The organism is Loktanella sp. S4079 (assembly GCF_000967725.1).
Classification (GTDB): Bacteria; Pseudomonadota; Alphaproteobacteria; order Rhodobacterales; family Rhodobacteraceae; genus Yoonia.
In genome coordinates this window covers 321,405-346,834 of the sequence record NZ_JXYE01000003.1, presented here as the reverse complement: position 1 = coordinate 346,834, position 25,430 = coordinate 321,405, and the positions used below count along the sequence as shown (strand labels likewise).

The window sequence follows — 25,430 nt, the reverse complement described above, 5'->3', positions numbered from 1 at the left end:
GGTCCGAACCGGGATTAGTTGCCCAGCTCTTCTGTCGAAGATGCTGCGGTTTCTTCGTCACGTAGGCGGTGAATATGCGCGATAAAGTAACGCATATGCGCGTTATCAACGGTACGCTGCGCTGCGCCTTTCCACGCATTATAGGCGGTTTCGTAGTTCGGAAACATGCCAACGATGTCGATTTCATCGACGTTCTTGAACGCGTTCTTTGTTGGGTCGATCAGTTCGCCACCAAAAACAAGGTGCAGGCGCTGGGTCATGTGAAAACCTTTGTGAGTGTTACGATTGCGGTCAGTTTACGGGTTTGCGAGGTCTGGCTCAAGCAGCACCGCCAGATTGGCGTGCAAACTGGGGCTCGCGGCTAAAACGCCTGGGACTTTTGGGAAGCTATTGTTGAACTTGAGCTGCTGATCGTGCTGGTCGGTGACGCGCGCGCCGGCTTCGGACGCAATCAATGCCCCGGCTGCGATGTCCCATTCCCAACTTGGCCGGAGCGTGATCATCCCATCAAACCGTCCCTGTCCCACAAGGCACAACCGATAGGCCAATGATGATCGAAAGGCTCGCTTGACGGGCGGTGCCACACCGCCGCGCCAGAACCGACCGTCAAAATTTGGCTTCGCACCCAAGATGGTCGCGCCTTCGACTGCGGCATCTGCGCTGCGGATTGGGGCGCCGTTCATTGTGGCGCCACCCCCTAAGGTCGCCGCAAACATCACGTCCCTTACTGGCAAATAAACAGCGGCTGCGATGACTTGGTTGTTTTCTACAATCGCCAGCGCATGTGACCAATCTTTGCTTCCTTCGATGAACGCACGGGTGCCGTCGATAGGATCTACAACGAATTGACGTTTGGTTGACATCCGTTTGGTGGAATCCTCGGTTTCTTCGGACAGCCAGCCGTAATCGGGGCGGGCGGCGCTTAGGCTCTCTTCGAGCATATTGTTTACAGCCAGATCGGCCGCAGTGACCGGCCCCGCTCCGTCAGGTTTTTCGGTGACGTCGGGATTTTGCTGGAAAAATCGCATCGCGATTTCGCCCGATTGGCGGGCCGCATCAATGAGCAGCGAAAGGTCAGTCTCCGGCAAGGGTTAACCCTTCTACCAAGAGAGAGGGAACAACGCGCGACAGATGTGTCTGTGCATCGTTTGCCGGTGTGATCGACATCAGCATATCGCGCAGATTGCCCGCGATTGTGCATTCGTTCACAGGATAGGTAATTTCGCCGTTCTCAACCCAGAAACCGGATGCGCCGCGTGAATAGTCGCCCGTGTTGGGGTTAATCGTCGCGCCGATCATCGAGGTGACAAGCAGCCCGGTCCCCATTTCCTGCAAGAGCTGTTCCTTTGTGTTATCGCCTTGGGTCAACGCAATATTTGTCAGGCTGGGCGATGGCGGGGCGCTGGTCCCACGACCTGCGTTTGCGGTGCTTTCCAGCCCCAGTTTGCGGGCGGTTGATAGATCGAGCGTCCAGCCAGTCAAAACACCATTATCCACGATGGATCGCTGCGCGGTTGGCAGCCCTTCGGCGTCGAATAGTTTTGATCCAGTAACCCGCGCACGGTGTGGGTTTTCAATAATCGAAAGCGACGAAGGCAAAACCTGTTCGCCCAAGGCATCGCGCAGCCAGCTAGACCCGCGCGCGATCATCAACCCGTTGGTGGCCTGCAAGAGATGCCCGATCAGACCGCTCGCAATGCGTTCGTCAAACAGGACAGGGTAAGCCCCCGTTTTCGGCTTGCGCGCGCCGGTGCGCTCGACGGCACGCGCAGCGGCGCGTGCACCGATTTCATCGGCGTCGCGAAGGTCTGCTTGAAACACGCGGTTGTCGAAATCATAGTCGCGTTCCATTGCGGTGCCTGTTCCGCTAATTGCAACGCAGGACAGGCCACGGTCGCTGCGGGCGTATCCAGCCGAAAACCCGTTTGTTGCGGTCATGTGGATTCGGCGGCGGCTATAGCCTGAAGATGCTGACTGCACTTGGCTAATGCCGGGATTACGAAGCGCGGCGGCCTCTGCGCGGGCGGCTGCATCCTGTAGCGCCGCTGGATCAGGTTCTTCGCTGGGGTCGTAGAGTTCCAGTGAATCTGTATCAAGATTACGCGCAAGCTGCGATGGATCGGCAAGCCCGGCATAGGGATCCTCGGGGGCTTCTTTGGCCATTGCGACCGCGCGCTCGGCAACTTGGCGCATTGTGTCGGGCTTGGTGTCGGATGACGAAACACATGCCTGCCGCTGTCCGACCAAAACCCGCAGCCCAATTTCCACCCCTTCCGAGCGTTCTGCGTGTTCAAGCGCACCGGCGCGGACATCGATTGAAATCGATGTGCCATCAACCGCAATTGCATCGGCACTATCGGCGCCTGCGCGTTTCGCGGCATCCAATAGCTGTTGTGTCAAATCTGAAAGAGGCTGTGTCATCGGGAATCCTTTGTTCCCTCAGACGTAGTGCCCCAAACGCAGAGCCGCAAGCTACTTGACGCGTTCACCGTTCATTCGAATTTCACCGGTTTCGTTGATCTCGACATCTGTCGTTAGTGTGCCGTTGCCATCATCACGGGTGAACATGCCGATCATCAGACGCGGCATTGCGACGGCCTGCGCGTCAATAAACCCAGCCTCCTCGATATTGTCGAGCAGCGCATGCACCCCTGTCAGCGCTACTTTGGCTGCACCAACAACGAGCGGAAATCCGTCCAGAGTCTCAGTATCGGTAAAGTCGATATCAAATGCTCCGTTTGTTGCGACAGAAGCCCCAACTGCGCTGACATCAAGGGCATCAATCGTGACGCTATCAACTTCGACCGGAGACGGTGTGATGAACATTGCGGTCTCTAGCCCCATAACGTCGAGCCATTCGATGCGATGCGCAATATTCGCGGAAACGTCGATGTTCATGTTGATCTCATCGCGGGGAAGCGCGTTTTGCGCGTCAAGAAGGTCCCACAAGTTGTCCGGAAGTGTCAGGTCGCCAATGCCAAGCTGCAAGCGCGCCTCTGAGGCTACGTCAGACTGAAGCAAGGGGAAATCAGTGTTGAATACGATGTTGTTGGTCGAAACACTGAACGTCTGGGGGTCCGTACGCTGTGCAAGCCATTCCGTTATGGTAAAGTCAAAAGCACAATCCTCAACATCCGCAGAGAGCTGAAAGCCGTCTTCAGCGATGCGAATAGCAGAGTTTGCTGGACCGCAGTCTTGCGCAAATGCGTAGTCGATCAGTTGATCAATTATTTCGGCTTGTTCGGCACTGCTAGACTCAAAAAATTGTGAAACCTCAAGCATTAGCCCATCGCGAAGTGCTGGCGCGAGGTTCAAGAGGTCAAGCGGCGTGTCCGGCAGGTGAAAATGGGTCTGCATCGTCGAAGGGCCGTATGCACTGCGATCACGTTGCACAGTCCCGGAATCGATACTTGTTTCGGTTTGGAATGCGTATGCGCCCATTGTCGCGGAACCGCGAATATTGGTGCTGCCGTCGCGGTTAACGGTGTATTCGTTGGTGTATCCATCGCCTTCGATTTCCATGCGAATTTGCGGAGGGTACTCAAAGAGCAAATCAACATCTAACGTGCTTGAATAGGGGCCGGATGTTTGCACATAGCTGATCTGGCCTTCGGTTCCTGTTGCTGTGGTAGTCAGCTCTGAAAAGCTACTGTTTGCACTGATGTTGATTGGAGGGAAATCCCGAACGGAAATGTCGAGTTCAAACAGATGTGTCATCTGCTTGGGGTATATGATCGAAACAGAGCCGTCCTCTTGGTCGACCATCGTCATCGGAGCGCCATTCATGCGAATGTGACCAATCTCGAGCGGGAGCGTGTAATGAAGCCGCACATCGTTCACGAAAAACATATTGCCTTCGCGATCCGTTGTCCCGCTAAGTTCTGCGCCAAGACTTTCGGCAAGAGCGATCCTGTCATTCCAGACGTCTTCGGCGGTTAGCTCTGCAAAACCTGGTGTGGCAAAGCAAAAGAGAGCGCAGCTTAGAATGTGGGATCGACTCATAACGACTTCCTTTAAATGCAAAGCGCGGCGTTTGATCGCCGCGCTTTTTGTTGGTGTTTATGACTTACTTGACGCGTTGTCCGTTCACCAGAACATGACCTTCGCCGTTCACCTCTAGGGTAGATTCAAGCTGGTCGTCGCCTGTGGTACGGGCGAACATGCCCATCATCATCCGTGGACCCATTGCTTGCTCTTCTGGGATGAGACCCATGGCAATCAGGTTATCGATCAATTGGTTCAGACCGTTCACCTGAAGCGCGACGCTGCCCTCTGGACGTGGCATAGGCGCAAAGCTTTGCATGTCAGTTGCATCAAAGGTGAAATCACCCGCGCCCGTCAGCAATGCACCCGCGATGGCGACCTTCAAATTCTCGAGCGACAGCGTATTGAGTTCGAACGGTAGGTTGTCACCTTTGATTTCGCGTTGCTGTTGTGGGTCCATCAGGTCGATCAACGGTTTTGCTGAGCCGCTGAGAGCCAGTTGAATCGTTGCGGGATCACGCGGCAGAACATTGCCTGGGTCGATCATACCCCAGATCATGTCGTTGATCGCGAGATCGATAAAGTCAAAGCTCAGGCGGAAATCTTTGGGTTCATCGGACTTTGCAATTGGCGTCTCAAAACCGATCCCGTATTTCGCGAAAGAGACCTCAATGGGGAAAGGAACCTCTGACCCTGTGGCGTTCAGCGCAATGTTTTCAGCAATCGCATCGTAGGAAATCACATCGGAATTGATCACGGTGGACAACGACGATTCACCCATGCTGACCGATCCAGCCATCTGCTCGCCATCGGCGTTGATGTCGAAAATATAGCTGGCTCCGCTAAGTGTGTAGCCCCCATCAATGCTGATCCCGCTGGTCATGAAATCTTCTGGGTTTTCGAGATCGAAGTCGACTGGCATCGTCACTGCGCCAGTCATATCCATGTTTTCAATCTTACCGCCACCAGTGACGTATTCACCGTCAGCACCGGGAACCTGAATATCAACAATGATATCCGTTGTTGGAATGTTCAGCGTGTAGTCAATTTCAACCACATCATTGGTTGTCGTTGTGTAGTTGCCCGAAATATCGGAAAGCGAAACTTTCACATCGCCAGTAAACGTCACATCACCATCGACAACGTCCTTGAGGGCAAGAGCCACACTATCAGCGTTGACGGCATACTGCATTTCGTCTGGATCACCTGACACAATCACCTCTAGACCAGATTGTGTGCCTTCGAGGGTTATGACGGCCCCGCCAGCAGGAGTGAATGTGATTGGATAGCTTTCGCTCATCGTGATAGCGACGCTTCCGTTTCCTTGTTCGGTGAAGCGAATTTCATCAATGGAGTAGGCGGTGGTCACTTCGTCGGTTTCAGTCGTGACAACAAATTCACTGACAACCAAAGTATCACCAGAGGTTTCTTCTGAGCCGACCTCAAGTTTAGTCTGCTGATAGAGCGTCACTTGCTCTTTCCAGTTGTCCCAGACCTCTTGCGCTGTCACGTCTGCCTGTGCTGCGCCGCCAGCAACGAGTGCTGCGATGCAGACCGCGCTGCGCATTTTCATTGAGTAGGCCATTCCAATTCCCTTCTTCTATGTATTGTTCCGAATGTTGTTCGCATGCTCATCTCATGCCAAGATCGGATTTATCCATATATAATTAATCACCTAGATAGCCTACCGAAAGGGACTAACGTGAAAAACATTAACATGGCTGGAAAAACTGTCTTGATTACAGGGGCTAGCCGCGGAATTGGTGCTGCCGCAGCGCGGGCGTTTGCAGCGGTTGGGGCCAATGTTTCTTTGGTTGCCCGCAGCACGGATGACATCGCGGATATTGCGGGTGAAATAGGCGAAAAGGCGCTGGCGATCCCCTGCGATGTGTCCCGCCACGCCGAGGTCGAAGCCGCTGTTGCGGCGACGGCACGTACATTTGGTGGATTGGATGTGTTGATAAACAATGCAGGTGTTATCGACCCAATCGGCAATCTATCGGATGCTGACCCCGACGCATGGGCGCGCGCGATTGATATCAATCTGAAAGGCGTGATGTACGGTATGCGCGCAGCGCTGCCGGGTATGATTGCACAGGGGCACGGAACCATCATTACTGTATCTTCTGGCGCGGCGCATAGTCCGGTCGAAGGCTGGACATCATACTGCAGCTCAAAGGCGGGTGCATATATGCTGACACGCGGTGCCGATTTGGAAAACCGTGCCAAAGGCATTCGGATTATGGGGCTGTCACCCGGTACCGTTGCCACGGATATGCAGCGCGAAATCAAAGCGTCCGGTATCAACGACGTTAGCAAGCTTGAGTGGTCAGATCACATTCCACCTGAATGGCCCGCCCAAACGCTTGTATGGATGTGCACGCCCGAGGCAGACGCCTATCAAGGTATGGACGTCAGCTTGCGCGAACAAACCATTCGCGAAATGGTTGGTCTTGTATGATCCGTTGCGATGTTGACGGTGACGTGTGGCGGATCACCATTGATCGTCCGGACAAAGCCGGGGCGCTTAGCCGCGAGATGCTTGTTGAACTTGCTGAGATAAGCGAGCGGGCCACTACCGCAAAAGCAGTGATTTACGGTGGAACAGGGTCTGTTTTTAGCGCTGGCGCCGACTTTGAACAGGCGCGCGCTGGCCTTGCAACTGATCCTGTTTGGGAAAGGTTGTCAGGGGCCATCGCGGCGTTACCCGGTTTCACGATTGCCGCATTGAATGGCACGGTTGCGGGTGGCGCATTTGGCATGGTTTTGGCCTGCGATATCCGGGTCGCAGTGGCGAAGGCAAAGTTCTTTTATCCTGTGATGAAGCTAGGGTTTTTGCCGCAACCCTCTGACCCGGCGCGTCTGGCCAGTTTAATCGGACCCGCGCGCGCCAAGATGATCTTGATGGCTGGTCAAAAGATCGACGCAGCCGAAGCGCTAAACTGGGGATTGATTGATCGGATTGTGCCTGATGACGCGCTCTCTGATCATGTTGAACAATTGAGCGGTGATGCTGTGAACGCAGACCACACACACATCCACGGGATCAAGCAGTTGATCCCAGACGGGTAATCCAGACTTGATTGGCCCGAGAAGTGGCGGCAAAAGCGGGACAAAGATGAACGAGGGATAAGATGTTTGAAGGCAACGACTTGGTTGAGCAGGCAAAAGCTGCATTCGACAAAGGGCTGGTGCTGGCGCAAGATTGGTTGCTGTCGCCCGCCGCATGGTCGCAATTTGGATTGCTTATCGCTGCATATTTGCTGGCGCGGATCGTCAACGCCAAGCTGACACCCAGAATCGAGAAATTCCTTACGCCAGAGGCCGAGAACAAGTCGATTCTTTCGCAAGCGCGCCGATTTGTGTTGCAGTTTCTGCCACTTATCTTGCCGCTGCTGGCCTACGGTTTCACCGCTATCGGAGAGGCGGTCACGCGGTCAATCTTTGGCTCTGGGGCCGTCATCGCCTTTGGTAAGAGGGTATTCTTGTTCCTCGCAGCGCGGGCGCTTGCCAAAGATATCATCAAAGATCCGTTTCTACGGATGCTCGCGAAATTCGTTCTGGTTCCTGCTACAGCGCTTTATGCGCTTGGGTTCTTTGATCAGGTCATCGAAACCCTCGGCAATACAGCGGTAAACCTTGGGAATATTAGCTTTTCTGCGCTGGCGATTATTCGTGGATTGATTGCAGGTAGCTTGCTGTTCTGGCTTGGGCAGTGGTCCAATTCGCAATCAGCGGCCTATATCGAACAGCAGCCGATGCGCCCAGCGATCCGTCAGCTTGCGGTAAAGGCCACGGAGTTTACGATTTTTGGCATCGCGTTTTTGCTGCTGATGAACATCATGGGGATTAGCCTTAGCTCGCTGGCGATCATCGGTGGTGCTGTCGGTGTCGGGCTTGGTTTTGGTCTGCAAAAGATTGCCTCGAACTTTATTTCCGGGGTGATCTTGCTGGTTGAGGGGCAGGCGACCGTCGGGGACTATGTTGAGCTTGACGGTGGTGAGGCCGGAACGATCATCAAGATGACTGCGCGTGCGACATTCCTTGAGACATTTGATGGGCGTTGGATTGTTGTCCCGAACGAGGATTTTATCACAACCCGCGTCGTCAATTATTCCGATAGCGGATCGGCAAACCGATACGAGGTCGAATTTTCGGTTAGCTATGATACGGATATCAACAAAATCCCAGACATCATCGAAGCCGCTGTCGCAAAACATCCTGAGGTGCTGACCGATCCAGAGGCACCCGATTGCGAATTGCGTGGCTTTGGTGATAGCGGCATCGATTTTGCTGTCGAATTTTGGGTCAACGGGATTGATGACGGCAAGAATAAATATACGTCAGATGTGTTGTTCTTGGTCTGGAACGCGTTGAAAGACAACGGCATCGAGATTCCATATCCCCACCGTGTCGTCGAGATCAAAGGCAATGTGCCGTCGTGACGGATGCGGTCATTATCGGTGCTGGTCCTGCTGGGCTTATGGCGGCAGAGCAGATCGCGCGCACCGGATACTCGGTGACAATTGCCGATGCGATGCCTTCGGTCGGGCGCAAATTCCTGATGGCTGGCAAGTCAGGATTGAACCTGACCATGATGGAACCCGTCGACCAATTTCTGCGCGCTTACGGTAACGTGCCGCCGGTATTCGCGGATGCTGTTTCTGCGTTTGGGCCGCAAGAAGTGTCCGATTGGGCTGCCGGCCTAGGGCAGGATGTTTTTACCGGATCGACCGGACGTCTTTTTCCAACTGTGATGAAGGCGTCACCCTTGCTACGCGCGTGGACGGCGCGTCTGAATGATCTGGGGGTGACACTGCGCACGCGGTGGCGCTGGGCTGGATGGGATGGCGATTTGCTGCGCTTTGATACACCCGAGGGGTCGCAGGTTTTGTCGGCAAAGGTGACTGTTCTCGCGTTAGGTGGCGCGAGCTGGGCGCGGCTTGGGTCAAACGGTGAATGGGCGCAATTTATTCCCAGTGATGTCGCCCCATTTGAACCCGCAAACATGGGCTTTATCGTGGATTGGTCCAGCCATATGACCCGTCATTTCGGGACACCAGTAAAGGGAACAGAACTGACAGCAGGTGAGGCGGCATCGCGCGGCGAATTTGTCGTTTCATCGCAAGGGATCGAAGGGGGCGGCATTTACAGCCTATCCAAGCCCTTGCGTGAAGGTGCTCCGCTGACGATCGACCTGCTGCCAGATCGCAGCGTTGATCAGATTCGCCGCGCCTTGGCCAAACCACGCGGAAAGATGAGCCAAAGCAATTATTTGCGCAAGGTGCTGCGCCTTGATCCGGTGCGCATTGCACTTTTATCAGAGTTTGGTCGCCCATTTCCCGATGACTTGGCACCGTTGATTAAGAAATTACCGATCCGCCATGCCGGACCGCGCCCAATGGATGAGGCGATTTCAACAGCAGGTGGCGTACGGTTTGACGCACTAACAGATGGCTTGATGCTGCGCGCTCGGCCCGGCGTATTTTGCGCAGGTGAGATGCTCGATTGGGAGGCACCAACAGGCGGCTATTTGATTACCGGATGTCTGGCAACAGGTCGCCTCGCAGGGCTATCTGCAGTCGATTACCTAGCGGACGCACCAATGTCGTGAACAGTGGCAATCTGATTGGCCGCGCGCTACATACCTTGGCATTGGTTGATGGAGTGACTTTGATGCGACGCAACGCTTTTTTGGCGACGACTGCGCTGACCGTGGTGATTGGGCAGCAAGCCCTGACGCAGGATGTTGATCTAAGCTATGGATTTTACGGCATTCCGGGGCTTATCGAAATGCCAATCGCCCAAAGCGCCGAGGAAGGCGCAATCGCTGGCGGCTTGGTCGCGCGTGATGGGCTTTATCGGTTAAACGTCGGTGCGCAGGTCACTGACAGGCTGTCGGCGAGCGTGAATTTTACCCTGACTGATTTCTATGATGAGACAGGAACTGGGGTGCAGGCTGATGAATTTCACCGTTCGTTTAACCTGCAATACCGGCTGATCAACGAGGGTGAATATATGCCTGCGGTCGCTGTCGGATTGCGCGACTTTTTAGATCCGGGGCGCTTCCAGTCTGAATATGTCGTTGCCTCAAAATCCATCGGTGACCAACTGACTGTGACTGCTGGTATCGGTTGGGGCGCGATGGGTTCGCATGACGGTTTCGACAATCCGTTCGGTAGCCGCGCGGATAGACCGACTTTTGACGCAAATTCGCCCGATGGAGATTTCGCAACTGACCAGTGGTTTGCAGGCGATGCCGCTTTTTTTGGTGGGGCGTCGTATCAGATCAATGACAAATGGGGTGTCATGGCCGAATATTCCTCGGTCGCGTATGATCAGGCACCATTCGCCCCCGTTGCCGATGTGGAAACGCCTTATAACGTTGGCGTCACATATCGCCCAATTGATAACGTTCAACTGACCCTTGCCTCGCTTTATGGCAGTGATATCGCCTTGTCTGGCACCTTTGTCTTAAACGCGAATAATCGCCCCGGAATGAGCGGCAGAGAAGGTGCACCCGTTCCAATCAAGCCACGCAGCGCAACCGCCCGGGCGGCCCAAAATTGGGACCGTGGTCAGGTGTCAGAAGATAATCTACGTACAGCTGTGCAGGCGATGCTCGGCATCGAAGGGATCACACTGACCGGAATGACGATGTCTGATCAAAGCGTGCGCGTGCGGTATATCAACGGAAAGTACCGTTCTCAGGCGCAAGCGATGGGGCGTGTTGCGCGTATGCTGACCCAAGTGATGCCCGGCGCGATCGAGCACTTTGTGCTTGAACCCGAGGAGAACGGTATTCCGCTTTCGTCCACAACGATTGCGCGCAGTGACCTTGAGCAGCTCGAAAACAGATCTGGCGCTTCTGCTGCAATCTATCAGCGCGCCACGTTTGCGGATGCCCATGGTGGGGAACCTTTAACCAAAGTCGTCGCTGATGATTCTGCCTTTAGCTGGGGGGTTAGCCCCTATGTCGCGATGACCACGCAGGGTGCAGATGGTGACCGCGCGCTTGATCTAGGTGTGAAGGTCCGTGCGGAGTATCAAATAACCCCGCAAATGGTTCTGTCTGGCGCGGTGGTCCAAAGCCTTGTGCGGCGTGACGGCGATGACCCTGTTGCAGATCCAACACCTGAACTGCAGAACGTGCGGACAGATAGCGGTTTTTATGGCGACGATGGTTTCCCGGTGTTGGAAAACCTGATGCTGACACATTACGGCCGACCCGGTGCAAACCTGTATAGTCGCGTAAGTGGTGGATATCTTGAACGGATGTTTGGGGGCGTATCAGCCGAATTGCTGTGGAAACCCGTCGAAAGCAATCTGGGGCTGGGTGCCGAGCTAAGCTATGTCGCGCAGCGTGATAGTGAAACGGGCTTTGGCTTTGATGAATACGATTATGACGTCGTGACCGGGCATCTGTCGGCTTACTACGATTTTGGTGACGGTATACATTCGCAGCTTGATTTGGGGCGTTATCTCGCGGGTGACTGGGGTGGTCAGGTGACCCTCGCGCGCGAATTCAATAACGGCGTCACGATGAGCGCCTACATCAGCCAGACTGACGTAAGCCACGAAGAATTCGGTGACGGATCCTACAACAAAGGGGTCCGGGTCGAAGTCCCGCTTGATTTCTTTACCGGATCGCCAAGCCGTAAGTCTTATGGGGCGACTTTCCGTACGCGCCGTGGTGATGGCGGTGCAATGCTAGACGTAGATGGACGGTTGTATGATGTTGTCCGTGATGGGCATCGCAACGATTTGTCTGATACATGGGGGCGCTTCTGGAGATGATGAAACCTATTCGTATTGTTGCGGGCGTTTGCGCGCTCGTGCTTCTGACCGCTTGTGGTGAATCCGCGATTGGTGCCCGCGTGGCGGGGCTCGTGACGGGGCAGGCACCCGCAGCCCAAGCGGCGCCAGCATTGGTGCCCGCCGAAGTGATGCACGCCAACCCGGGCAAATACATTCGGATCAATATCCGTAAACAGAATGCTTGGGCATCGCTGACGCAGGCCGGTACAAACGGCGCACGCACGACGTGGATTGATCAGGGCAACATCAGCGTCACCTTTGAGAACGGTTTGGTTGTTGCAACTCGGGGTTTAGTGCGTGATTTGATGGGCACAGACCTGAGCCAATCATGGGCAGCTATTCGAAATCAGGGCGGCGAAGCCCAAAGACGGCATGATTTCTTGACTGATCAGGACGAAATTTCGACGGAACTGTTGCAATGTAGCATCGTTTCAGAAGGAAACGAAGTCATTGAAAGGGCCGGAAAGTCGATCTCTACAAGGCGTTTTACCGAGAAATGCGAGGGTGAGCGCCTTATTTTCACCAATATTTACTGGGTAAATCAACGAGGTGCCATGGTTCGCAGCCTTCAGGCGGTTTCTCCTGATGCTGGATATCTGCAAATTGATGTTTTTTGACGCCGCGCAAACCTCTTGGATTTCGCTTTAGGCCCTGATTTAATAGGGCAATGTGGATCGCCACCTATAGGCAGACCACCCGTGCATAAATTGGAGTACCGACATGCGCTTTACAACTACTCTTGCCGCCGCAGCTACTCTGGCTGTTTCCGCTGTTGCAGCCAACGCTGGCGGCATGTCCGAACCAGTGATGGATGCGCCTGTGGTTGTTGTTGAAGAGCCAGCACCAGCTGGTTCCTCTATCAGCAGCACATACGTAATCATCGGTGTTGTTGCCGCTCTGCTGATCGCAGCTGCTGCAAACGCTGAATAAATTCAAATCGCAAGATTTGACGAAAGGCAGGCCTTGGGGCCTGCCTTTTTTCGTTTAGCGACGCGCCATCATGGCAAGCCGCATCAATGTGCGTTCTAGCAAGGGGCCTTGCGGGGCCGTGTTCGCGGAACGCAATTGAAGATCAACATCAGTCAAGGCAGTCAGCGCTCGTTCTAGCCGTGGTCGTCCCCAGTGGCTGGCTTGGCGGACGATCTTGTCGCGGCGCGGTCCAAATACGGGGGGGCGTAACCGACCCACGCCAGCAGCCGGACCACCTGGATCAGATGCAGCAGTGTGGAGCCTGCGAAAATAACGCATCGCCCCGATGCATAAGGTGACAGGTGTCACGCCTTGTGCATAAAGGTTGCTCAGCACTGGCCCCAGTCGTTCCGCCTGCCCAAGCGCTACGACTTCTAGCACATCATCCACATCGACCTCTGCCGATTGCGGCGCGCATAGCATGACTTCTTCGACGGTAAGCGTGCTGTCATCACCGCGCTTATATAGGCTGACCTTTTCTAAGGTCTGGCGAAAATCACCCGGCTCAAGCGAAGAGGCAAGCGCAACAAGCGCATCCATCACCTCGCGTTCGGGTTGGTCAATGCCAGCTTGGGATAGGTTTTGTTCGATATCGGCAATGCTGGGCGGATCGTCGTAGATGCCGATGGCCATGGCATTGCGATGGTTTTCAAACAGCTTGCGTAGGCCGGATTTGGCAGTGAGCTGACCAGCGGTGACGATGATCTGCGCGTCACCGGGGTTCCAGTCGGTCAGAGCATTTGTAATCGCCTTGGTGGCAGTTTCTGTCGCATCTTCGACAAAGGCGACGCGATGTCCGGGAAAGAAGCCTTGGGCCTTCACGGCATCATCCAGCAAGGCTGGATCTTTGCGCAAGTCGGCCGCTGGAATGCGGGTCAGACGCATTTCTTCTTCGCCGTTTGGACCCACCAAGGCGGCAACGGCTTGTTGCCGCTTCTCGGCCACGCGCATTGGGTCCGCGCCAAAGATCAGCAACCCTGTGTGCGTAGGATCAGGTTTGCGGAAATAGGCAGAGGCGGCTGATCCTGATAGCTTCATTGTTCTAACCTTGGGCCAAGCGCCATGACGCGGGTCACGATCATATCAGCGAGGATCACCGCCAACCGGGCTGCTGCGTCGGTTTGGGCGGTTTGGGTTGCGGTTGTGGTGCCCGTTGCCGAATAGCTGGTGAACGCATCAACAGACCCACTACCGATTTGTCGTCCACTTGCATCATCGACCAACACCCAATTCGCGGTACCAATCAAGTTGTAGCGGGTGGTATCGCCATCGTCTGTAATCGCCGCACTACGCACCGACTGGCTCATACTGACACGCATGGCATAGCGTGGGGCCGTTGCCCGCCCCAAGCGCTGTTCAAGCCGTTCCTTGATCCGGTAACCGGAAATGGTTTGATCGGTCGTAAACTTGATCGCGTCGCGCAGGTTGCTTTTGTCGCCGTAGACCGGCGCAAACCCGCAGCCACCCAAGGCCAAAAGGCCCAAGACAGCAAACCGACGCGATGGGTGTTTAGACGACAATGTTTACAATCCGCCCCGGTACAATGATCAGCTTTTTGGGTGTTCCGCCGTCCAGAGCTTTTTGAACGACCTCAAGACCCATCACGATTTCTTCGATGTCACCTTTGCTGGCATCTGCTGCGACTTTGATCTCATCGCGGCGTTTACCGTTGATTTGAACTGGCATCGTGATCGTATCTTCGACCAACATTGCTTCGTCGGCAATAGGCCAAGGTGCATTTGCAATTAGCCCTTCACCGCCCAGCAGCGCCCAGATTTCTTCGGACAGGTGCGGGGTCATTGGTGACATCAACTGGGCCAGAACTTTGGCAGCTTCGCGTTTTGCGGCACCACCTGCTTTGGATTTGGCAAGTACGTTGGTAAATCCGTAGAGCTTTGCAATGGCCGCGTTAAAGCCAAAGCTTTCAACACCCATGGTCACTTCGTGAATTGCCTTGTGCATCGCTCGCAAGAGGTCTTCGTCACCGTTGCCGGGCGTATCATCCATGGCGGCAATGTCATTTGCGACGCGGAACACACGCGACAGGTGCTTGTGCGTGGCCTCGGCGCCGGATGCAGTCCATTCCACGTCACGTTCCGGAGGGCTGTCTGATAGTACAAACCAGCGCGCTGTATCCGCACCGTATTTCGCCAGAATATCATCAGGGTCGACGACGTTCTTTTTGGATTTTGACATTTTCGCAGACGGAACGATTTCTACCTCGGTACCATCGGCGAGCTTGCCATCGGTGACATCCTCGGGGAAATGATAGACAGCGCGGCCATCCGCGTTGCGGGTCTGGTAAATCTCGTGCGTCACCATGCCTTGGGTGAACAGCGCATTGAATGGCTCTTTGGCGCTGTCTGGCAGGTGCCCGGTGATGTTCATCGCACGCGCAAAGAAACGGCTATACAGCAGGTGCAAAATTGCGTGCTCGATCCCGCCGATATATTGGTCTACATTCATCCAATAGGCGGCATCTTCGGCATTGGTTGGGGTGTCGGCCTGAGGCGCGGTAAAGCGCGCGTAGTACCAAGATGAATCCACGAATGTATCCATCGTATCGGTTTCACGCTGGGCAGGTTTCCCACAGGCAGGGCATGCGCAATCACGCCATGTAGGGTGGCGGTCCAGCGGGTTACCGGGAATGTCAAAGGACACATCATAGGGTAACTCGACTGGCAGGTTTTCTTTCTTTTCAGGAACAGCGCCACAATCGTCACAATGCACAATTGGGATCGGGCAGCCCCAGTAACGCTGACGCGATAGGCCCCAATCACGCAAGCGGAATTTGGTTACGCCTTCACCAATGCCATTGGATTCGCAGTGGTCCACTGCCGCATCAACCGCTGCGTCGCCTGTTTGCTGTGTCTCACCTGCGAAACCTTTGACGTATGTCACGACGTCGGTTTTACCGGGGACGAATGCCTCAGTTAGTGTTGTATCAGCATCGGCGCTTGGCAAGAATACAGGCGTGATCGGCAGGCCGTATTTGGTCGCGAAATCGAAATCACGCTGGTCATGCGCAGGGCAACCAAAGATCGCGCCAGTCCCGTAGTCCATCAGGATAAAATTCGCGATGTAGACGGGTAGTTCCCAGTTTTCATCCAGGGGATGCTTCACTTTGAGGCCTGTATCATACCCTAGCTTTTCGGCTTTTTCGATCGCCTCAGCCGTGGTTCCACCTTTGCGGCACTCGGTGCAGAATGCGGCGACTTTATCGTCTTTTGCTTCCAGTTCTTTCGCGAGCGGGTGATCGGGCGAAATGCCCACAAACGACGCGCCCATCAATGTATCGGGGCGGGTGGTGTAAACCTCAATCTGGCCGCCGTCGGTACGCTCAAAGCTAAACTGCAAACCACGCGATTTTCCGATCCAGTTGGCCTGCATCAGTTTTACCTTGGCGGGCCAGTTATCCAGCGTATCAATTGCCGACAGTAGCTCGTCAGAGTAATCCGAGATCTTAAAGAACCACTGCACCAGTTCGCGGCGTTCGACCTCTGCACCGGAACGCCAACCTTTGCCGTCGATGACTTGTTCGTTAGCCAACACTGTCATGTCGACAGGGTCCCAGTTGACGACTGCCTTTTTGCGATAGATCAGGCCCTTTTCAAGGAAATCGATGAACAGCGCCTGCTGCTGACCGTAGTATTCGGGATCACATGTCGCAAATTCGCGGGTCCAGTCGATCGAAAGGCCCAGAGGCTTCATCTGTGCCTTCATGTCGGCGATGTTGTTGTAGGTCCAATCCTTTGGGTGACCGCCGGACGCCATCGCCGCGTTTTCGGCAGGCATCCCAAATGCATCCCACCCCATAGGGTGCAGAATGTTGTGCCCGGTAGAAAGTTTGTAACGCGCGATCACATCGCCCATCGTGTAGTTACGCACGTGGCCCATGTGGATGCGGCCAGACGGATACGGAAACATCTCAAGCACGTAGTACTTGGGTTTGTCTGCGCTGCGCTCGGCCTTGAACGTCTGTGCATCGGCCCAGGCCGTTTGCCATTTGGCTTCGATATTCGCAGGGGTGTAGGTTGTCATCGGGGCGGTCTTTCAAGAAAGCAAACGCCGGGCGGATTGGGCCCGGCGGAAGTGGATATTCGGGCGATATGCTGAAGGTTATAGAGCGCCGTCAGCAATGCGAAGCTGTCGGGCGCGCGATAGGATCGCGTTTTCAATGGCTGTCTGTGTTTCGATGGAAACCGGACCGCCGCGCGTTTGCAGCGCCACCTGTAGCGAACGCGCATCCATCGCTGGGTCAATCACACGGACTGTGGCACGATAGGCGGTCGAGCCACCCGGAGGGGTGCCAAATCCGGTTGAGATAATACCAGTAAAGGGATCAGCAGATTGAACGGGCAAGAAGTCGAGCACATCCAAGGAGGCGGCCCAAAGATACCGGTTCACAGCAACATTTTCTGCACCGCGTGGCGTTGGGGTTTGTCCACCACCGCAAGCTGCAAGTGAACCAAGCGTCAAAGCAATCAGCCCCGCGCGCATAAATTGAAACATCGACGTCAAACTACTTCCCCTTTGCCGGGATACTTTGTCATTGACGAAATATGTAGCGAAGCCCCGCGCAGGTCACAAGCCCATTGCATACCCCACAAAAGCAAAGAGCGACCCAAAAGGGCCGCTCTCGCTAGATCAGATGTTAGCTTCGCTTAGAAAGAGAAGTTAACTTCTACAGTTGCGCCTTCTTTGTACTCGTTGGCACCAACTTCGTCGCCTTGGTCGTTGCTCTTGTCTTCAGCAAAAGAAACCAGAACAGATGCGCCGCCGCCGAGGTCGTATGTACCTGCAACGTAGTAGTCAGCATCGTCAGATTCGTCTTCGTTCAGAACACCAGCGAATACTGTGAAGCCGTTACCTACGTCGTAAGAACCTTCGATACCCCATTTGTCAGTACCTTGGTCGTAGTCGTAGTCGCCTTTAACAGCGATTGCGCCTGCGGAGTAAGCAAGTGTTACACCGTAGTTATCTTCGTCAGTCGCGTCGTCTTCAGCAACATAGTAAACTGTCGCAGTTACTGGACCGAATGGGTAAGCAACTTGAACACCCAGAGAAGATTCGTCAGCTGTCAGATCTTCTGCGTATGCAACTGTGATGTCTGCGCCAGAGAAAGATGCACCAACAGACAGACCGAACAGTTCGTTAGGGTTGTAGTCACCGTTTTCTGTGTTAGCAACAGCGCCGAATGCAGCGTCGGACTCGTCTTGGTAAGCTGCTACAACAGAGAACTGACCGAAGTCACCAGCAGCAGCAACAGAAAGCTGATCTACGTGGCTGTCATCTGCAGGGAAGTTGTTGGCAGCGTCTGCGATTGTGTAAGAAACAGCAGCGTCGATGCCGTTGTATGCAGCTTCACCGCGCAGAACTGTTTCGCCGTCGTTTTCGGAGAAGCCGTCAGCTTCCATGTCGCCAGCAGATTTCCACAGTGTTTGTGCTGCGAATGCAGTGTCACCGTAGTACAGGCCAGCTGTTTCAGAAGTCAGAGACAGAACGAAGTCAGTAGCAGCCAGTTCTTGACCGTTGTCAGCGTCAGCAGCTTCGAAGTTAAAAGAAGCAGCAGCTGTCAGGCCGTTGTCAAGTTCTTGTGACAGTTTAACAGCAACGTCTGCGTCCCAGTAGAAACCGTCTTCTTCAGCTACGCGTGAGTTGTAGCCCAGTGTTGCGTCGCCGGAGAAAGATACTTCAGCAGCTGCGGCGCCAGCGAAGGCGACGATCGCAGTTGATGTAAGAAGGATGCTTTTCATGGATTTATTCCCTCGTGTTTTGCATTCCCAAGAATGCCAGTTGTCCTAGCATTGGCGATTAAGTGCGCTCATTGGGGCTGACACTCAAGCAAATTAGACGATTTTTTGGCGGGTTCGCTGGATATGATGCATCAAGGACACACCGTGTTTTGTGCGGTGACATCAGGCTGAAATGCCTTTATTTCGGCCTGAAACGTGACGTGACCCTTATTTTTCGGAGCCTTAGATGCCCTTGGCTGATATTCAGGATAGAATTCGTGCTGCTTGCGAAGCTTCCAACCGTGCAGCAGCGGATGTGACACTTATTGCTGTGTCCAAAGTACAGCCAAACGAACGGGTTCAGGATGTTTTGGATCAGGGGCACCGAGTCTTTGGCGAAAATAAGGTACAAGAAGCGGCGGGAAAGTGGCCGACGTTCCGGGAAACCTATCCTGATGTTCAGTTGCACTTGATCGGCCCATTGCAGACGAACAAGGTTCGTCAGGCAATGGAATTGGCGCAGTCGATACATACTGTGGATCGTCCGAAACTGGCGAATACTATTGCACGTATTGCCGATGAAACTGGTGCCTGCCCCGATCTGTTCATTCAGGTCAACACAGGGGAAGAGCCGCAAAAAGCAGGAATCTTGCCCGCTCAATCGGACGAGTTTATCTCTGAGGTGCGTGCGCTCGGTCTGCCGCTCAAGGGATTGATGTGTATTCCGCCCGTCGACGAAGAGCCGTCGTTACACTTTGCGCTGCTCGCGAAAATCGCAAAGCGAAATGGATTGTCAGCATTGTCGATGGGTATGAGTGGCGACTTTGAAAGGGCAATTGCGCTAGGGGCGACGCATATCCGAGTGGGTTCGGCAATCTTTGGCGACCGCGTACCGGGCTGATGACGGACTATAATCCTCCCCAAGACCCGCTGGTGGTCTTGCATGACGACCACGAAGTCTTGTTGGTTGATAAACCAAGTGGCCTGTTGTCGGTTCCGGGCAAGGGTGAACACCTTGCCGATTGCCTAATGTCGCGTGTGCAGGCTGTCTTTCCACAGGCGCTGTTGGTGCATCGGTTGGATAGAGATACCTCGGGCGTCATGATATTTGCGTTGACCGCACATGCGCAGCGTCACCTTGGGCTCCAGTTTGAAAAACGACAAACCAAGAAAACTTATGTCGCGCGGGTCAGTGGTGAGTTGGGGGAAAAGACTGGAACCGTTGATTTGCCGCTCATTGTGGATTGGCCGAACCGCCCAAAGCAAATGGTCGACCACGAAAACGGCAAGCAGGCGGTCACAGATTGGCGCGTGGTGCGCAGCGGCGCAGGGGAAACACGTGTGCGTCTAATGCCAAAAACGGGGCGGTCACACCAGTTGCGTGTACATATGCTGGCGATTGGACATCCGATTTTGGGTGATCCGTTTTATGCAACTGGTGCGGCTCGTGACTATCCGCGATTGATGCTGCATTCAGAAACGCTGCAATTTCGGCATCCAGACGGCGGGCAGGGTATGCGGATTACCGCGAAATGCCCGTTCTAGGCCGCGCAGAAATCTGCAATTTTCTGAATCTCTGATTGCGTAATTTCGTGGCCTCCGTCGTGCCAAAACATAGTGACGTTAGCACCTTGCGCCAGCAAGTAGTCGGCCAGTTCTTGGGTTTGTGGTGCGGGGCAAATCGGATCACGCCGTCCGGCGGTGATCAAAATGCGTCGTCCGCCCAGCCTAGGCTGCGGTTCCGGTGTCCATGGAATCAGCGGATGCATGAGAATGAGATCATCCACTAAGTCCGGGGTTTTTAGTGCAACTGCGGCCAAGATGTTCGCCCCATTCGAATAGCCAAGCCCGATCGTTTTAGATGCACCAACGTGCGTGATCTCAGCGCGAATAAACTCGGACATTTTGATCGTGCGATGGGCAAGGTCATCCATGTCATAGACGCCTTCGCCCGTGCGTTTGAAAAAACGCGCGGCACCATATTCGGAAACATCACCCCGAGGCGAAGTAACATGCGCGCCTGGGTGCAATTGTTCTGCAAGACCGTGAAATTGCTCTTCTGTTCCACCAGTGCCGTGGAATGTCAGAAAGAGAGGTGCATTTGCTTCACCTGCGGTACGTTTGACGTGATACATTCATCAATCCTCAATCGGTTGAAGATAGCCCTCGAGCCGTGCGCGTAGATGTTCGTGTTGGCTGGGCAGCTTCAGCGCCTCGCCCAGATGTGCCGTGTCTTCGTCGCGGTCGAATCCGGGTTCGTTGGTTGCGACCTCGAACAATACACCGCCTGGCGTGCGGAAATAGATCGCATAAAAGTAGTCGCGATCAATCACAGGCGTGACCTGATATCCGGTGTCCATCAAGGCTTCGCGAACCTCGAGTTGCCGCGCGCGGTTTTCGACGGCAAAGGCTATGTGGTGAACGGATCCTGCGCCTTGGGCGGCGTGACGTGCACCGGGCACGCGTTCAATATCAATCGTGTTGGCCGCATTGCCGCCTGGCACAACAAATCGCAGAATGCTGCCGTCGGTTTCGCTATGTTCATATCCCATGAACTTGAGCAGTTCTGCGCTTTGGGCATCGTCGATCAACCGCATGTCAGTCGAGTGAAATCCGCGAATGCCGATCTCGGCGCTAACACCGTTTCCTGTCCACGGGGTACGGTCGTCATCGCTTTCGACGAGCGCAAATTTATCGCCGTCAGGTCCATCAAAGAGAACACGCTTTTGGCCAAACCGTGTGTCTTGCGCAAGCTGGGCGGTTTCAAATGTGGTCAGCCTGTCGATCCAAGCCTGTGACGTTCCGGTCGGAATGCTAAATGCGGTGCGCCCAACTTCTCCGGCGCCGGGAATGCCACGCGCAGCATTTGGAAACGGAAAATAAGTCATGACGGTTCCGGGCGTACCTGTCTCATCACCATAGTAAAGGTGGTAGACGTCGGGGGCGTCGAAATTGACCGTTTTCTTTACGCGGCGCAGGCCCAGCACGTTGGTGAAAAACGCATTGTTTGCACGTGCGTCACTTGCCAGCGACGTAACGTGGTGGAGTCCTTTGATCTGTTTAAGCATGGGGCGTCTCCTACTTTGTTGCCGCATACATAACGAAGTTTGTTGTGCACTAAACACCGATGGACGCACTGAATTGGTTCGTATGCGCACATGACGATTGGGCGTCTGCGACAAACTGCATGATCCCATAGCGCGTCGCAAATTGGGCGCATATATAGGCATCAACGCATTACAACATAGGAGCGTTCAAATGGGCCTACGCATTAATGACACTATTCCTGATCTGACGGTCGAGACCGATCACGGAACGATTTCTTTGCACGATTGGATCGGCGATAGCTGGGCAATCCTCTTTTCGCATCCCAAGGATTTCACCCCTGTCTGTACAACTGAATTCGGCGCAGTCGCGCAGTTGGCGGACGAATGGGAAAAGCGCGGCACCAAAGTGCTGGGGATCAGCATCGACGGTGTTGAAGAGCACAAGAAATGGAAAGGTGATATTGAAACGGTTGCAGGAACCAAAGCTGGCTTTCCGATCGTCGCGGACGAAGGGCTAGAAATGGCAAAGGCATTCGACATGCTGCCTGCTGAGGCCTACATGCCAGATGGTCGTACACCTGCGGATAGCGCGACAGTGCGTTCTGTCTTTATCATCGGGCCAGATAAAAAGCTGAAGCTGTCGATGACCTACCCAATGACCGTTGGCCGCAACTTTGCCGAAGTGCTGCGTGCGCTAGACGGCTTGCAAACATCCGTTGGCCAAGGTGTCGCTACCCCAGCCAATTGGAACGTTGGTGATGATGTGATCATCCCCGCAACAGTTTCAAACGAGGATGCCAAGGCAAAATACGGCGAATTCAAAACCGTGCTGCCTTACCTGCGTACAACAAAACTGTAACGCGATTGGTGGCCCTGCTTGGGCGGGGCCACTAGAACCTAAAGCTTACACCCGTTTCGATATATGGAAAGACGGGCATATCGTCCAAGTCATCATTGAGTTCGTCAATCTCAGTTTGCACCGCGGGATCGGTGCTGTCTGATGACACCTCGAGAGAGGAAAACATCACCCCTACGTCGCCGTAGAATGACACCGTGTCAGAAACCTGCGCCTTAAAACCCGTTGCAATCATTGGGACAAGCTCGTTTGCGAACCCCATGTCCCCGGTGAAATTTTCTGGGCCGGTAAAATCGCCGGTGAGTTCAGAGTTTGACATGAATACCCCGCCCGTCATGCGCCATGCGTTGTCTAACGGGTAGTAATCGGCGAATAGCGCGACGCCACCCAGCTCTGCCCGGCCGACTATGGTATAGTCATCTTCTTGGAAGGTATCGTCGAATGAGAAGCCGCCCATGACGACACCACGAATATTCCACTGCGGTGAAGTTGTGTATTCGCCAGTGAGTGCGACACCAAAATTCGACACACCCAAGCCCATTGAGAAGTCGCCGGTTTCTTCGGCGGGCGCTGCGGTGCCGATCAACATATTGAAAACGATGAGTGCAAGAGCTGGTAAACGCATCTTAGTTCCTGGGGGCTGGGAATATGATTCGGGTGAGTTATAAAATCACACCACAACCTTAAGGTTGTATTAACATGCGTAAGAAAAAGGCCCGCAACTTTGTGCTGCGGGCCTTTCTATGATTATTCTTCGGTTGCTTCTTCTTTTACGATTTCTTTACCAGTTTCCTGATCAACCATTTTCATCGCCAAGCGAACTTTGCCGCGATCATCGAAACCAAGCAGTTTAACCCAGACTTCCTGACCTTCTTTTAGAACGTCGGATGGGTGGTTCAGGCGGCGGTTTTCGATTTGGGACACGTGCACCAGACCGTCACGCTTGCCAAAGAAGTTCACGAAAGCACCAAAGTCGACCAGTTTCACAACTGTCCCTTTGTAGATCACGCCTTCTTCTGGCTCTGCGACGATTGAGTGGATCATGTCGTAGGCTTTTTTGATCGCCTCTGCGTCGTTGGACGCAATCTTGATCACGCCGTCGTCGTTGATGTCGACTTTTGCACCAGATGTTTCCACGATTTCACGGATGACTTTACCACCCGAGCCGATCACTTCGCGGATCTTGTCGGTTGGGATGTTCATCGTTTCAATCTTAGGTGCGTGGACGCTGAATTCCTGCGCGCCAGTCAGGGCTTTGCCCATTTCGCCAAGAATATGCAGGCGGCCTGCTTTGGCCTGTGCCAGTGCTTTGGACATGATTTCAGGTGTGATACCTGCAATCTTGATGTCCATCTGCAGCGACGTGATACCATTTTCAGTACCCGCAACCTTAAAGTCCATGTCGCCAAGGTGGTCTTCGTCACCAAGGATATCGGACAGAACGGCGTAAGAACCGTCTTCTTCCATGACCAGACCCATAGCAACACCAGCAACTGGGGCTTTCAGCGGAACACCCGCATCCATCATGGACAGCGAGCCACCACAAACGGAAGCCATTGAAGATGAACCGTTGGATTCAGTGATCTCGGAGACAACGCGCACAGTGTATGGGAAATCTGTCGGCGCTGGCAGAACAGCCTGAAGCGCACGCCATGCCAGTTTACCGTGACCGATTTCACGACGGCCAGGTGAACCTACGCGGCCTACTTCACCCACAGAGTAAGGTGGGAAGTTGTAGTGCAGCATGAAGTTCGACTTATACATGCCAGTCAGCGAGTCGATCATTTGTTCGTCGTCGCCAGTACCCAATGTGGTTACGACCAAACCTTGGGTTTCGCCGCGTGTAAACAGGGCAGAACCGTGTGTGCGTGGCAGGATACCAGTTTCAGAGACGATTGGGCGGATTTCATCCAGTGCACGACCGTCGATACGCTTGCCGTTTTTCACAACGTCGCCGCGCAAAACGCCTGATTCCAGCTTTTTCAATGCAGAACCTAGGTTTGCATCTTCTTGCTGTTCTTCGGTCAGCTTGGCGATGATGTCTTCACGGGCAGCGGCAACAGCGGCAGTGCGCTCTTGCTTGTCAGTGATGGCATAAGCCGCGCGCATCGCGTCTTCGCCAGCAGCTTTGACGGCTTCGTACAGCTCAGAATAATCAACGGGCTGGAAGTCGAATGGCTCTTTTGCAGATTCTTCGGCCAGCGCGATGATCAGGTCGATGACGGGTTGGATTTGCTCGTGCGCAAAAGTCACAGCGCCCAGCATTTCTTCTTCGGTCAGCTCGTAAGCTTCGGATTCAACCATCATCACGGCGTCTTTGGTGCCCGCAACAACAAGATCCAAACGCTGCTCAGGGTTCTGGCGCAGGTTGTGCATGTCGTCGATTTCTGGGTTCAGAACGTATTCGCCGTCAACAAAACCAACGCGCGCAGCGCCGATTGGGCCCATGAATGGTGCGCCAGAAATTGTCAGCGCAGCAGATGCCGCGATCATCGCAACCATGTCTGGGTCGTTGACCATGTCGTGTGACAGAACTGTACACATGACCAGAACTTCGTTTTTGAAGCCAGGCACGAACAATGGACGAATTGGACGGTCGATCAAGCGTGCAGTCAGCGTCTCTTTTTCAGTTGGACGTGCTTCGCGCTTAAAAAAACCGCCAGGTACTTTACCGGCGGCATAGTATTTCTCTTGGTAGTGAACGGTCAGAGGAAAGAAATCCTGACCCGGCTTTTGCGCCTTTGCAAAGGTCACGTTGGCCATGACGGATGTTTCGCCCAAGGTGGCGATCACTGTACCGTCTGCTTGACGCGCAACTTTGCCGGTTTCGAGTGTGAGCGTTTCTTGCCCCCACTGCATTGATTTTTTCACTTCGTTAAACATCATGTTTTCCTAGTCGGGCCGCAGCCCATTTTGCGTAGGGGGCGTATTCCCCCTCATTCCGATATCTTCTTTGGCAGGCGCTGGAATGCGGGCGCCGGTCTCTCAAGATTTGCGGGCCATAGCCGAATTTTGCGTATT

24 protein-coding genes are annotated in these 25,430 nt (G+C 54.2%); 10 read left to right on the top strand and 14 right to left on the bottom strand.

Going from position 1 to position 25,430, the window contains the following annotated elements:
* Window positions 1-14: 14 nt before the first annotated feature.
* From TW80_RS10990 to TW80_RS10970, 5 genes are all read right to left on the bottom strand, one after another.
* Window positions 15-260: a DUF4170 domain-containing protein gene (locus TW80_RS10990; protein WP_045997444.1), complete on the bottom strand. Its 246-nt coding sequence runs from the start codon at window positions 258-260 to the stop codon at window positions 15-17.
* Between the two features lie 36 nt (window positions 261-296).
* Complete coding sequence (locus tag TW80_RS10985) at window positions 297-1,088, bottom strand: 3'(2'),5'-bisphosphate nucleotidase CysQ (RefSeq protein WP_045997443.1); 792 nt, start codon at window positions 1,086-1,088, stop codon at window positions 297-299.
* Window positions 1,075-2,421 (bottom strand): TldD/PmbA family protein, encoded by a 1,347-nt coding sequence (locus TW80_RS10980; protein ID WP_045997442.1) that lies wholly within the window; start codon window positions 2,419-2,421, stop codon window positions 1,075-1,077. Before TW80_RS10980 ends, TW80_RS10985 begins: the two co-directional genes overlap by 14 nt.
* Before the next feature lie 51 nt (window positions 2,422-2,472).
* On the bottom strand, window positions 2,473-4,002 hold the full coding sequence (locus TW80_RS10975) for a hypothetical protein (protein ID WP_045997441.1): 1,530 nt from the start codon (window positions 4,000-4,002) through the stop codon (window positions 2,473-2,475).
* Window positions 4,003-4,066: 64 nt separating this feature from the next.
* Window positions 4,067-5,569 carry a DUF2125 domain-containing protein gene (locus TW80_RS10970; protein WP_239450530.1) on the bottom strand — a complete coding sequence of 501 codons (1,503 nt, stop codon included), beginning with the start codon at window positions 5,567-5,569 and terminating at the stop codon, window positions 4,067-4,069.
* 126 nt (window positions 5,570-5,695) lie between these two features.
* Here TW80_RS10970 and TW80_RS10965 point away from each other — a divergent pair, with 126 nt between their 5' ends.
* The 7 genes from TW80_RS10965 to TW80_RS10935 all read left to right on the top strand — a co-directional run bounded on the left by TW80_RS10965 (window position 5,696) and on the right by TW80_RS10935 (window position 12,732).
* Window positions 5,696-6,445, top strand: a complete 750-nt coding sequence (locus TW80_RS10965; RefSeq protein ID WP_045997644.1) for an SDR family oxidoreductase — start codon at window positions 5,696-5,698, stop codon at window positions 6,443-6,445.
* Complete coding sequence (locus TW80_RS10960; RefSeq protein ID WP_045997439.1) at window positions 6,442-7,056, top strand: enoyl-CoA hydratase/isomerase family protein; 615 nt, start codon at window positions 6,442-6,444, stop codon at window positions 7,054-7,056. The genes TW80_RS10965 and TW80_RS10960 overlap by 4 nt, the downstream gene beginning before the upstream one ends.
* A gap of 62 nt (window positions 7,057-7,118) precedes the next feature.
* Window positions 7,119-8,429, top strand: coding sequence for a mechanosensitive ion channel family protein (locus TW80_RS10955; protein ID WP_045997438.1), 1,311 nt, complete (start codon window positions 7,119-7,121; stop codon window positions 8,427-8,429).
* Window positions 8,426-9,598, top strand: coding sequence for a TIGR03862 family flavoprotein (locus tag TW80_RS10950; protein WP_045997437.1), 1,173 nt, complete (start codon window positions 8,426-8,428; stop codon window positions 9,596-9,598). Before TW80_RS10955 ends, TW80_RS10950 begins: the two co-directional genes overlap by 4 nt.
* Before the next feature lie 62 nt (window positions 9,599-9,660).
* On the top strand, window positions 9,661-11,781 hold the full coding sequence (locus TW80_RS10945; protein WP_045997643.1) for a YjbH domain-containing protein: 2,121 nt from the start codon (window positions 9,661-9,663) through the stop codon (window positions 11,779-11,781).
* Entirely contained in the window at window positions 11,778-12,419 is a 642-nt protein-coding gene (locus TW80_RS10940; protein WP_162197165.1) for a YjbF family lipoprotein, read from the top strand. The genes TW80_RS10945 and TW80_RS10940 overlap by 4 nt, the downstream gene beginning before the upstream one ends.
* A 103-nt stretch (window positions 12,420-12,522) precedes the next feature.
* Window positions 12,523-12,732, top strand: coding sequence for a hypothetical protein (locus TW80_RS10935; RefSeq protein WP_045997435.1), 210 nt, complete (start codon window positions 12,523-12,525; stop codon window positions 12,730-12,732).
* A 54-nt stretch (window positions 12,733-12,786) separates the two neighbouring features.
* Here the strand turns inward: TW80_RS10935 and holA are convergent, their stop codons facing one another.
* From holA to TW80_RS10910, 5 genes are all read right to left on the bottom strand, one after another.
* Window positions 12,787-13,809: a DNA polymerase III subunit delta gene (gene holA / locus TW80_RS10930; protein WP_045997434.1), complete on the bottom strand. Its 1,023-nt coding sequence runs from the start codon at window positions 13,807-13,809 to the stop codon at window positions 12,787-12,789.
* Window positions 13,806-14,291 (bottom strand): LPS assembly lipoprotein LptE, encoded by a 486-nt coding sequence (lptE, locus tag TW80_RS10925; protein WP_045997433.1) that lies wholly within the window; start codon window positions 14,289-14,291, stop codon window positions 13,806-13,808. Before lptE ends, holA begins: the two co-directional genes overlap by 4 nt.
* Entirely contained in the window at window positions 14,281-16,812 is a 2,532-nt protein-coding gene (leuS, locus tag TW80_RS10920; protein ID WP_045997432.1) for a leucine--tRNA ligase, read from the bottom strand. Before leuS ends, lptE begins: the two co-directional genes overlap by 11 nt.
* 78 nt (window positions 16,813-16,890) lie before the next feature.
* A complete protein-coding gene (locus tag TW80_RS10915) occupies window positions 16,891-17,283 on the bottom strand; it encodes a DUF3576 domain-containing protein (protein ID WP_045997431.1) in 393 nt (130 codons plus the stop codon).
* A 152-nt stretch (window positions 17,284-17,435) separates the two neighbouring features.
* Window positions 17,436-18,527 carry a porin gene (locus TW80_RS10910; protein WP_045997430.1) on the bottom strand — a complete coding sequence of 364 codons (1,092 nt, stop codon included), beginning with the start codon at window positions 18,525-18,527 and terminating at the stop codon, window positions 17,436-17,438.
* A 226-nt stretch (window positions 18,528-18,753) separates the two neighbouring features.
* Here TW80_RS10910 and TW80_RS10905 point away from each other — a divergent pair, with 226 nt between their 5' ends.
* Window positions 18,754-19,407 (top strand): YggS family pyridoxal phosphate-dependent enzyme, encoded by a 654-nt coding sequence (locus TW80_RS10905; RefSeq protein ID WP_045997429.1) that lies wholly within the window; start codon window positions 18,754-18,756, stop codon window positions 19,405-19,407.
* The gene (locus TW80_RS10900) at window positions 19,407-20,051 is read left to right on the top strand and encodes a pseudouridine synthase (protein ID WP_045997428.1); all 645 of its coding nucleotides are present in this window, start codon (window positions 19,407-19,409) and stop codon (window positions 20,049-20,051) included. The genes TW80_RS10905 and TW80_RS10900 overlap by 1 nt, the downstream gene beginning before the upstream one ends.
* Here the strand turns inward: TW80_RS10900 and TW80_RS10895 are convergent.
* Window positions 20,048-20,641 carry an alpha/beta hydrolase gene (locus tag TW80_RS10895; RefSeq protein ID WP_045997427.1) on the bottom strand — a complete coding sequence of 198 codons (594 nt, stop codon included), beginning with the start codon at window positions 20,639-20,641 and terminating at the stop codon, window positions 20,048-20,050. The genes TW80_RS10900 and TW80_RS10895 overlap by 4 nt on opposite strands.
* Window positions 20,642-20,644: 3 nt before the next feature.
* Window positions 20,645-21,574: a VOC family protein gene (locus TW80_RS10890; RefSeq protein ID WP_045997426.1), complete on the bottom strand. Its 930-nt coding sequence runs from the start codon at window positions 21,572-21,574 to the stop codon at window positions 20,645-20,647.
* Between the two features lie 190 nt (window positions 21,575-21,764).
* Here TW80_RS10890 and TW80_RS10885 point away from each other — a divergent pair, with 190 nt between their 5' ends.
* Window positions 21,765-22,412, top strand: a complete 648-nt coding sequence (locus TW80_RS10885; protein WP_045997425.1) for a peroxiredoxin — start codon at window positions 21,765-21,767, stop codon at window positions 22,410-22,412.
* A 31-nt stretch (window positions 22,413-22,443) separates the two neighbouring features.
* Here the strand turns inward: TW80_RS10885 and TW80_RS10880 are convergent, their stop codons facing one another.
* The gene (locus tag TW80_RS10880) at window positions 22,444-23,034 is read right to left on the bottom strand and encodes a hypothetical protein (RefSeq protein WP_045997424.1); all 591 of its coding nucleotides are present in this window, start codon (window positions 23,032-23,034) and stop codon (window positions 22,444-22,446) included.
* A 122-nt stretch (window positions 23,035-23,156) separates the two neighbouring features.
* Complete coding sequence (gene pnp, locus TW80_RS10875) at window positions 23,157-25,292, bottom strand: polyribonucleotide nucleotidyltransferase (protein WP_045997642.1); 2,136 nt, start codon at window positions 25,290-25,292, stop codon at window positions 23,157-23,159.
* Window positions 25,293-25,430: the final 138 nt, after the last annotated feature.

Bases quoted from the DNA above. Each gene is read 5' to 3' on its own strand.
- leuS (WP_045997432.1), bottom strand. From the start codon at position 16,812: ATGACAACCTACACCCCTGCGAATATCGAAGCCAAATGGCAAACGGCC.
- pnp (WP_045997642.1), bottom strand. From the start codon at position 25,292: ATGTTTAACGAAGTGAAAAAATCAATGCAGTGGGGGCAAGAAACGCTC.
- TW80_RS10905 (WP_045997429.1), top strand. From the start codon at position 18,754: ATGCCCTTGGCTGATATTCAGGATAGAATTCGTGCTGCTTGCGAAGCT.
- TW80_RS10970 (WP_239450530.1), bottom strand. From the start codon at position 5,569: ATGGCCTACTCAATGAAAATGCGCAGCGCGGTCTGCATCGCAGCACTC.
- TW80_RS10945 (WP_045997643.1), top strand. From the start codon at position 9,661: ATGCGACGCAACGCTTTTTTGGCGACGACTGCGCTGACCGTGGTGATT.
- TW80_RS10895 (WP_045997427.1), bottom strand. From the start codon at position 20,641: ATGTATCACGTCAAACGTACCGCAGGTGAAGCAAATGCACCTCTCTTT.
- TW80_RS10960 (WP_045997439.1), top strand. From the start codon at position 6,442: ATGATCCGTTGCGATGTTGACGGTGACGTGTGGCGGATCACCATTGAT.
- TW80_RS10880 (WP_045997424.1), bottom strand. From the start codon at position 23,034: ATGCGTTTACCAGCTCTTGCACTCATCGTTTTCAATATGTTGATCGGC.
- TW80_RS10940 (WP_162197165.1), top strand. From the start codon at position 11,778: ATGATGAAACCTATTCGTATTGTTGCGGGCGTTTGCGCGCTCGTGCTT.
- TW80_RS10885 (WP_045997425.1), top strand. From the start codon at position 21,765: ATGGGCCTACGCATTAATGACACTATTCCTGATCTGACGGTCGAGACC.
- holA (WP_045997434.1), bottom strand. From the start codon at position 13,809: ATGAAGCTATCAGGATCAGCCGCCTCTGCCTATTTCCGCAAACCTGAT.
- TW80_RS10900 (WP_045997428.1), top strand. From the start codon at position 19,407: ATGACGGACTATAATCCTCCCCAAGACCCGCTGGTGGTCTTGCATGAC.
- TW80_RS10910 (WP_045997430.1), bottom strand. From the start codon at position 18,527: ATGAAAAGCATCCTTCTTACATCAACTGCGATCGTCGCCTTCGCTGGC.
- TW80_RS10935 (WP_045997435.1), top strand. From the start codon at position 12,523: ATGCGCTTTACAACTACTCTTGCCGCCGCAGCTACTCTGGCTGTTTCC.
- TW80_RS10915 (WP_045997431.1), bottom strand. From the start codon at position 17,283: ATGTTTCAATTTATGCGCGCGGGGCTGATTGCTTTGACGCTTGGTTCA.
- TW80_RS10955 (WP_045997438.1), top strand. From the start codon at position 7,119: ATGTTTGAAGGCAACGACTTGGTTGAGCAGGCAAAAGCTGCATTCGAC.
- TW80_RS10990 (WP_045997444.1), bottom strand. From the start codon at position 260: ATGACCCAGCGCCTGCACCTTGTTTTTGGTGGCGAACTGATCGACCCA.
- TW80_RS10980 (WP_045997442.1), bottom strand. From the start codon at position 2,421: ATGACACAGCCTCTTTCAGATTTGACACAACAGCTATTGGATGCCGCG.
- TW80_RS10890 (WP_045997426.1), bottom strand. From the start codon at position 21,574: ATGCTTAAACAGATCAAAGGACTCCACCACGTTACGTCGCTGGCAAGT.
- TW80_RS10975 (WP_045997441.1), bottom strand. From the start codon at position 4,002: ATGAGTCGATCCCACATTCTAAGCTGCGCTCTCTTTTGCTTTGCCACA.